This is a genomic window from Micrococcus sp. APC 4021, from assembly GCF_030407635.1.
Taxonomy (GTDB): Bacteria; Actinomycetota; Actinomycetes; order Actinomycetales; family Micrococcaceae; genus Micrococcus; species Micrococcus luteus.
Genome location: NZ_JASDCZ010000121.1, coordinates 1 through 6,824, shown reverse-complemented (window position 1 = coordinate 6,824; position 6,824 = coordinate 1). Strand labels below are relative to the sequence as shown.

The window sequence follows — 6,824 nt, the reverse complement described above, 5'->3', positions numbered from 1 at the left end:
GGGCGAGACCGTGCCGTCCGGGGTGGAGGGGGACATCCAGGACGGGGCGGCCGCCACCACCCGGGCCTTCGGCGTGGAATGGAATGGGGGACGCTGCTGACCGTGCTGATGGCGTTCGCGATCGGCGCGGCGGTCGTGTACCTGGCCCTGCAGGTGGCACGCGTCGTGCTCGTGCGCCGCCCCGCGTTCCAGCACGGCGCCGCGCGGCTGAGCCTGCCGGCCGCCGTCGCCGCCGGCCTGCTGGCCTCCCGGATCTGGCTCGGGGTCATGGCCGAGGAGCAGACCTGGTACCGGCCGGCGTCGTTCCTCTTGCTCATCGCCGTGGCCGCCGCGGGCGCGTGGGCCGCGTGGCGCCTGGTCGGCGTGATCGAGGCGGGGATCCTCGGCCGCTACCAGGAGACCGGCGTCGAGCACCGCCGCGAGCGACGCATCCGCACGCAGACCATCCTGATCCGGCGCATCCTCAACGCGGTGATCGTGGTGGTGGCCGTCGCCGTGGTCCTGCTGGGGGTGCCCGAGGTGCGCTCGCTCGGGGCCGGCCTGCTCGCCTCCGCCGGTGTGATCTCGGTGATCGCCGGCCTGGCCGTGCAGTCCACGCTGACCAACGTGTTCGCCGGATTCCAGCTCGCCTTCACGGACGCGATCCGGGTGGGCGACGTGGTGGACATGGAGGGCGTGTTCGGCACCGTCGAGGAGATCACCCTGTCCAACGTGGTGCTCAAGCTCTGGGACGGCCGCCGCATGGTCTACCCGTCCTCGCACTTCACCACCCAGCCGTTCGAGAACTGGACGCGGGTGGGCGCCGAGGTCTCCGGCGTCGTGGAGCTGGACGTGGACTGGCGCGTGCCCATGGACGCGCTGCGCGCAAGACTCACCCAGCTGCTCGAGTCCACGGACCTGTGGGACGGACGCGAGCACGCGCTGCAGGTGACCGACGCGACCGGCGGCATCGTGCGCATCCGCGCCGTGGTCTCCGCCCGCAACTCCGGCGACCTCTGGGACCTGCGCTGCCTCGTGCGCGAGGACCTCGTGTCCTTCCTGCGCCACGAGCACCCCGAGGGCATCGTGGTGCAGCGCATGGTGGTCCGGCACCCCGCCCACGGCGACGCGTCACCCGCCTCCGAAGGCTCCGACGCGGAGGCCCGCGGTGGCGACCGGACGGGTGAGCCGGGCCCGGACGGCTCCGGGGTGGCGGCCCGCGAGCCGCGCCCGCGCACCGCGCCGCTGCCGCGCGTCGACGGCGCCGATCCGCGCCCGGACACCCTCACCACACCGCTGACCCGCGTGGGCGACCACTCCGGCCTGTACACCGGCTCGATGACGGCGGTGCAGCGCAACCGCGAACTCGCCGGCCCGGGCGAGGAGGCGTTCGCCGAGCGGCGCGCGCAGCAGGCCAAGCAGGCGGCGGCGGACGAGGCCGGGCGGCGCAGCGGCGCCGGCTCCCACACGGACGGCCTCCTCGACGACGCCGTCACGCGCCGCCGTCAGGACGACGAGGACTGAGGCCCGGCGGGAGCGCTCAGCGCTCGAGCGTCGAGCCCTCGGGATCGACGGGCGTGAGCCGGCGCCGCTCGGCCATCGGCTCGGACGCGGGCAGGCCGTGGGTGCCCGGGTCCGTCTCGGCGACGTGGCTCACGGCCTCGGGCGTGTGGTCCCCGTACTGCCGGTACTCTTTCACGCAGAGCACGGGCTGATCGATCTCCTGCAGCAGCTCGTCCGAGACCGATCCCATGACGAACCGGCCGAAGCCGCCGCGGCGGCGCACGCCGATGACCACGATGGACGGGTCCAGCTCCGCGGCCACGTCCTTCATCTCCTCCACCGTGGACCGGCCGCGCGCGTACTGGCGGAACTCGGCCGTCACGCCGGAGGCGTCCAACCGGGCCTGCACGCCGCGCTGCTGCTCCTCCGTGACGAGGGACTTGGTGCGGTGCTCGCCGCCGGGGCCCGCATTGACCACCACCACGCGCTCGCCGGTGGAGCGGGCGATGTCCAGGGCGGTGTCCAGAGCGGCGTCCGCGGCCTTCGAGGGGGCGTAGCCGACGAGGATGGTCATGGGGTGCCTCCGCGGGGTCGAGGGACGGGTCTGAGGTCAGCGTAGTGCGGGCCGGGCCCGCCGCGGAGGGGCTCAGCCCTCGCGCAGGTGGCGCAGGTGCGCGGCCACCGTCTGGACGGCCACGCGGGCCACGGTGCCGGTGAGGCCGGGGTAGATGCGCGGGGCCAGGTCCTCGGGCGTGATCGTCGCCGCCTCGGTCTCGGGCAGCGCGGCCAGAGCGGCGCGGATCTGCTCCAGGCGGCCCTCGCGGTGGTGCCGGTAGTCGCGGGCGACGACGTCGAGCGGCTCCGGCACGGGCCCGTGCGCGGGCAGCACCGTGAGCGGGCCCGCCGCCTCGAGGCGGCGCAGGCTGGCCAGGTAGTCGGTGAGGGTGCCGTCCGGGTGGTCGAGCATGGTGGTGCCCGAGCCGAGGATGGTGTCGCCCGTGATGACCGCGCCGTGCGCGCCCGCGTCCGGGACGGCGAACGAGTAGGAGTCCGAGGTGTGGCCCGGGGTGTGCCACGCCAGCATCGGGGTGCCGGCGACGTCGATCCGCTCGTCCGGCGTCAGGACGGCGGCCCCGCCGCGGCACCAGTCCGGGTCCGCGGCGCGCACGGGGGCGCCCGAGGCCGCGTGGAACGCGTCCACCCCGCCGGTGTGGTCGGCGTGCCGGTGCGTCACCAGGATGAGCGCGATCCGGCGCCCCTCGGCCGCCGCACGGACGCGCTCGAGGTGCGCGGCGACGTCGTCCTCCGGGCCCGGGTCCACCACGACGGCCGCGTCCGAGTCCGGTGCGGCGACCACGTACGTGTTGGTGCCCGCGAGGGTCATCGGGGAGGGGTTCTGGGCGGTCACGCAGCGCACCAGTGGGGCGGGCGTGGGGCCGGGCGTGGCGGTGGTCGTCGTCATAGGCTCGAGTGTATGGAGAACCAGCAGACCGGCCAGGCCGCGGACCGCGGCACCATCGACTCGCGCGAGGGGCTCAAGGGCAACTACGTGCAGTCCGGGGCGGAGTTCACGCGGGACACGAACTACATCGCGGACCGGATCGTGGCGGACCCGGAGGCCGTGCGGGCCCTGCCCGTGGCCGAGCCGTCCACGGTCGGCCGCGTGGGCGGCGGGCTCACCGAGGGGGCCGAGGCGTGGCCCGTCGAGGCGGGCCGCTACCGGCTCGTGGCGGCGCGGGCATGCCCGTGGGCGAACCGGACGATCATCGTGCGGCGCCTGCTCGGCCTGGAGGACGCGATCTCGCTGGGCACCCCGGGGCCGACCCACGACGAGCGCTCCTGGACCTTCGACCTCGACGCCGGCGGGAAGGACCCCGTGCTCGGCACCGAGCGGATCCAGGAGAACTACTTCACGCGGTTCCCCGACTACCCGCGGGGCATCACGGTGCCGGCGATCGTGGACGTGCCGACGGGCGGCGTCGTGACCAACGACTACCCGCAGATCACCCTCGACCTCTCGACGGAGTGGACCGCGTTCCACCGCGACGGCGCCCCGCAGCTGATCCCCGACGCCGGGCCGGAGCGGGACGAGATGTTCGAGGTGATCGAGCGCGTGTTCACCGAGGTGAACAACGGCGTGTACCGGTGCGGCTTCGCGGGGTCCCAGGAGGCGTACGACGCCGCGTACGAGCGGCTGTGGACCGCGATGGACTGGCTCGAGGAGCGCCTCTCGACGCGCCGCTTCCTGATGGGGGAGCGGATCACCGAGGCCGACGTGCGGCTGTTCACCACGCTGGTGCGGTTCGACCCCGTGTACCACGGGCACTTCAAGTGCAACCGGAACAGGCTGACCGAGATGCCGGCGCTGTGGGGCTACGCGCGCGACCTGTTCCAGACCCCGGGCTTCGGCGACACGATCGACTTCGCGCAGATCAAGGAGCACTACTACGTGGTCCACGAGGACATCAACCCGACGGGCATCGTGCCCGCGGGCCCGGAGCTGGCGAGCTGGCTGAGCGAGCACGGGCGTGAGGCGTTCGGCGGGGACCCGTGGGGCGGCGGCACCGCACCCGGGCCCGTGCGCGAGGGCGAGCGCGTGGACCCGGAGCACACGCCGCTGCGGTGAAGTCGCTCGGCCCGGTCCGCAACGCGGGTTGAGTTGTCGCGGGTCCCGGGCTGGGACACCCGCGACAACTCAACCCGCGTTGGCGTGCGGACCGGGTGAGCGCCAGGGAGGCGCGCCGGGGATTGTTGAACAATCATCCTTCATGCCTCAAGATTGTGTGACCGGCACCTCAGCCGGGCCCGATCCGAGAGGACTGCACCGTGTCTCACGCGCCGCAGATCGACCTGAACTCCGACGTCGGCGAGTCCTTCGGCTCGTGGACGATGGGGGACGACGCCGCCATCATGCCCTCCGTCTCCTCCGCCAACGTCGCGTGCGGCTTCCACGCGGGCGATCCCTCGGGGATCGCCCAGACCTGCCGTGACGCGGTCGCCGCCGGCGTCACGATCGGCGCGCACGTGGGCTACCGCGACCTCGCCGGATTCGGCCGCCGCTTCCTGGACTGCACGCCCACCGAGCTGGCCGATGACGTCCTCTACCAGATCGGCGCCCTCGACGCGCTCGCCCGCGCGGCCGGCGGCCAGGTCCGCTACGTGAAGCCGCACGGCGCCCTCTACAACACGATCGTCCGTCACGAGGCGCACGCCCAGGCCGTCGTCGACGGCGTCAAGGCGTTCGGCTCCGACCTCCCGCTGCTGCTCCTGCCCGGCTCCGTCGCCCTGGACAAGGCGGCCGCCGCGGGGCTGCGCGGCGTCGCCGAGGCCTTCGCGGACCGCGGCTACAACCCGGACGGCACGCTCGTCTCCCGCCGCGAGCCCGGCGCGGTCCTCCACGACGAGGACGACGTCGCCGCCCGCATGGTGCGCCTGGCAACCGAGGGCGTCGTCGCGGCGGTGGACGGCACGGACGTGCGCGTCGACGCCGAGAGCATCTGCCTGCACGGCGACACGCCCGGCGCCGTCGCCATGGCCGCGGCCGTGCGCCGCGCGCTCGAGGGCGCGGGCGTGTCCATCAAGGCCTTCGCATGAGCGCCCCACGTCACCCCGCCGCCACACCGCCGGCCCGCCCGATCCGCTGGGTCGGCACGCAGGGCTTCCTCGTCGAGTGCGCCTCGCTCGAGGACGTCATGGCCGTCCACGCCCACCTCACGGCCCACCCGGCGCGCGGCCAGCGCCAGGTCATGGCCGCCGCCGCGACCGTCCTGGTGACCTTCACCTCGCAGGCCGCCGCCGAGCACGCCGCACCGCGGGTCAGCACCCTCACCCCGGACGCCGGTGAGCTGACGGGGGGTCGGATCGTCGAGATCCCCGTGGTCTACGACGGCGAAGACCTCGCCGAGGTCGGCCGGCTCACCGGGCTCGGCCTCGACGGCGTCATCCGGGCCCACAGCGAGGCCGACTGGTTCGCCGCGTTCGGCGGCTTCGCGCCGGGGTTCATGTACTGCGCCTCCGAGGCGGCCCCGTTCGAGGCGCCCCGTCGCAGCTCGCCCCGCACGGCCGTCCCGGCAGGCGCCGTCGCCGTCGCCGGGGCCTTCTCCGCCGTCTACCCGCGCACCTCGCCCGGCGGCTGGCAGCTCCTCGGGCACACCACCGCGGCCCTGTGGGACCTCGGCCGCGAGCAGCCCGCCCTGCTGCAGCCCGGCGACCGTGTCCGCTACGTCCCCGTGCGCCCGACGGCGTCCGTCACCTCCGGCACGGACGCGGCGGTCGACGCCACCCCGCCCGCCGACGCCGCGGCCGGCCTCCCGTCCGTGGCCGGCCGCCGCGGCGTCACCGTCGTGGACCCGGGGCTCCTGACCCTGGTCCAGGACCTGGGCCGCCCGGGCCTGGGCGACCTCGGCGTCGTCGCGTCCGGCGCGGCCGACCGGGACGCGGCACGCCAGGCGAACCGGCTCGTGGGCAACCGCTCACGCGAGGCGGTGCTGGAGACCGTCCTGGGCGGCCTCACCCTCACCGCGCACGGCCACCAGGTGATGGCCCTGGCCGGCGCCGAGGCCGGCGGGACGATCACCGCGGCCGACGGCGCCACGCGCCGGGTGCCCGCCCGCACCCCGTTCGTCGTGCTGGACGGCCAGACGCTGACGGTGGACGAGCCGGTCGGCGGCCTGCGCGTGTATGTGGGCCTCCGGGGCGGGATCGACGTGCCGCCCGTGCTCGGCAGCCGCTCGACCGACACCCTGTCCGGGCTCGGCCCCGCCCCGCTGACGGCGGGGGACCGCCTCGCCCGTCGCGCCGGCCCGGATGCGAGGGGCGCCGCCGGCGCCTCCGCCGCGAGCCCGACCGCCGCCGGCGTCCCCGCCTCGGAGGAGGTCGGCGTCGTGATGGTGGGGGACCCGGAGACCGCGCTGCGCCCCATGCCCGCGCCCGGCCAGGTGGCCGTGCTGCGCGTGGTCCCCGGCCCCCGCGACGACTGGTTCGGCGAGGCGGGCCTGGAGCGCCTGTTCACGCAGGACTGGGACGTGAGCCAGCAGACCGACCGGATCGGGGTGCGCCTCACGGCCCCCGACGACGGCGCGCCGCTCGAGCGCGTGCGCGAGGGCGAGCTGAAGTCCGAGGGCGCCGTGCGCGGCGCGCTGCAGGTGCCGCCCTCGGGTGAGCCCGTCCTGTTCCTCCCCGACCATCCGGTCACCGGCGGCTACCCGGTGATCGGCGTCGTGGCCCGCGCGGACCTCGGCCTGGCGGCCCAGCTGCCACCGGGCGCCCGCGTCCGCTTCGTCCCCCATCCCCGCCCCGGCGCCGAGCCCGTCGTCGACTCCGCATCGCCCTCCGAGGAGACC

The 6,824-nt window shown here is 75.3% G+C and carries 6 protein-coding genes; 4 read left to right on the top strand and 2 right to left on the bottom strand.

Going from position 1 to position 6,824, the window contains the following annotated elements; translation table 11 throughout:
* Positions 1-78: 78 nt before the first annotated feature.
* Positions 79-1,503: a mechanosensitive ion channel domain-containing protein gene (locus tag QL983_RS09635; RefSeq protein WP_144869285.1), complete on the top strand. Its 1,425-nt coding sequence runs from the start codon at positions 79-81 to the stop codon at positions 1,501-1,503.
* A 16-nt stretch (positions 1,504-1,519) separates the two neighbouring features.
* Here the strand turns inward: QL983_RS09635 and QL983_RS09630 are convergent, their stop codons facing one another.
* The gene (locus QL983_RS09630) at positions 1,520-2,056 is read right to left on the bottom strand and encodes a universal stress protein (RefSeq protein WP_144869282.1); all 537 of its coding nucleotides are present in this window, start codon (positions 2,054-2,056) and stop codon (positions 1,520-1,522) included.
* A gap of 72 nt (positions 2,057-2,128) precedes the next feature.
* The gene (locus QL983_RS09625; RefSeq protein ID WP_144869279.1) at positions 2,129-2,944 is read right to left on the bottom strand and encodes an MBL fold metallo-hydrolase; all 816 of its coding nucleotides are present in this window, start codon (positions 2,942-2,944) and stop codon (positions 2,129-2,131) included.
* Positions 2,945-2,956: 12 nt separating this feature from the next.
* Between QL983_RS09625 and QL983_RS09620 the strand changes: the two genes are divergently transcribed.
* From QL983_RS09620 to QL983_RS09610, 3 genes are all read left to right on the top strand, one after another.
* Positions 2,957-4,108 carry a glutathione S-transferase C-terminal domain-containing protein gene (locus tag QL983_RS09620; protein WP_144869276.1) on the top strand — a complete coding sequence of 384 codons (1,152 nt, stop codon included), beginning with the start codon at positions 2,957-2,959 and terminating at the stop codon, positions 4,106-4,108.
* 200 nt (positions 4,109-4,308) lie between these two features.
* Entirely contained in the window at positions 4,309-5,076 is a 768-nt protein-coding gene (locus QL983_RS09615) for a 5-oxoprolinase subunit PxpA (protein WP_073116681.1), read from the top strand.
* A partial coding sequence (locus QL983_RS09610; protein ID WP_290152648.1) for a carboxyltransferase domain-containing protein occupies positions 5,073-6,824 on the top strand: 1,752 nt, incomplete at its 3' end. The genes QL983_RS09615 and QL983_RS09610, both read left to right, overlap by 4 nt.

What these genes read in the sequence shown, in the direction of transcription:
- QL983_RS09635 (WP_144869285.1), top strand. Translation starts at nt 79, where the DNA reads ATGGAATGGGGGACGCTGCTGACCGTGCTGATGGCGTTCGCGATCGGC.
- QL983_RS09630 (WP_144869282.1), bottom strand. Translation starts at nt 2,056, where the DNA reads ATGACCATCCTCGTCGGCTACGCCCCCTCGAAGGCCGCGGACGCCGCT.
- QL983_RS09625 (WP_144869279.1), bottom strand. Translation starts at nt 2,944, where the DNA reads ATGACGACGACCACCGCCACGCCCGGCCCCACGCCCGCCCCACTGGTG.
- QL983_RS09620 (WP_144869276.1), top strand. Translation starts at nt 2,957, where the DNA reads ATGGAGAACCAGCAGACCGGCCAGGCCGCGGACCGCGGCACCATCGAC.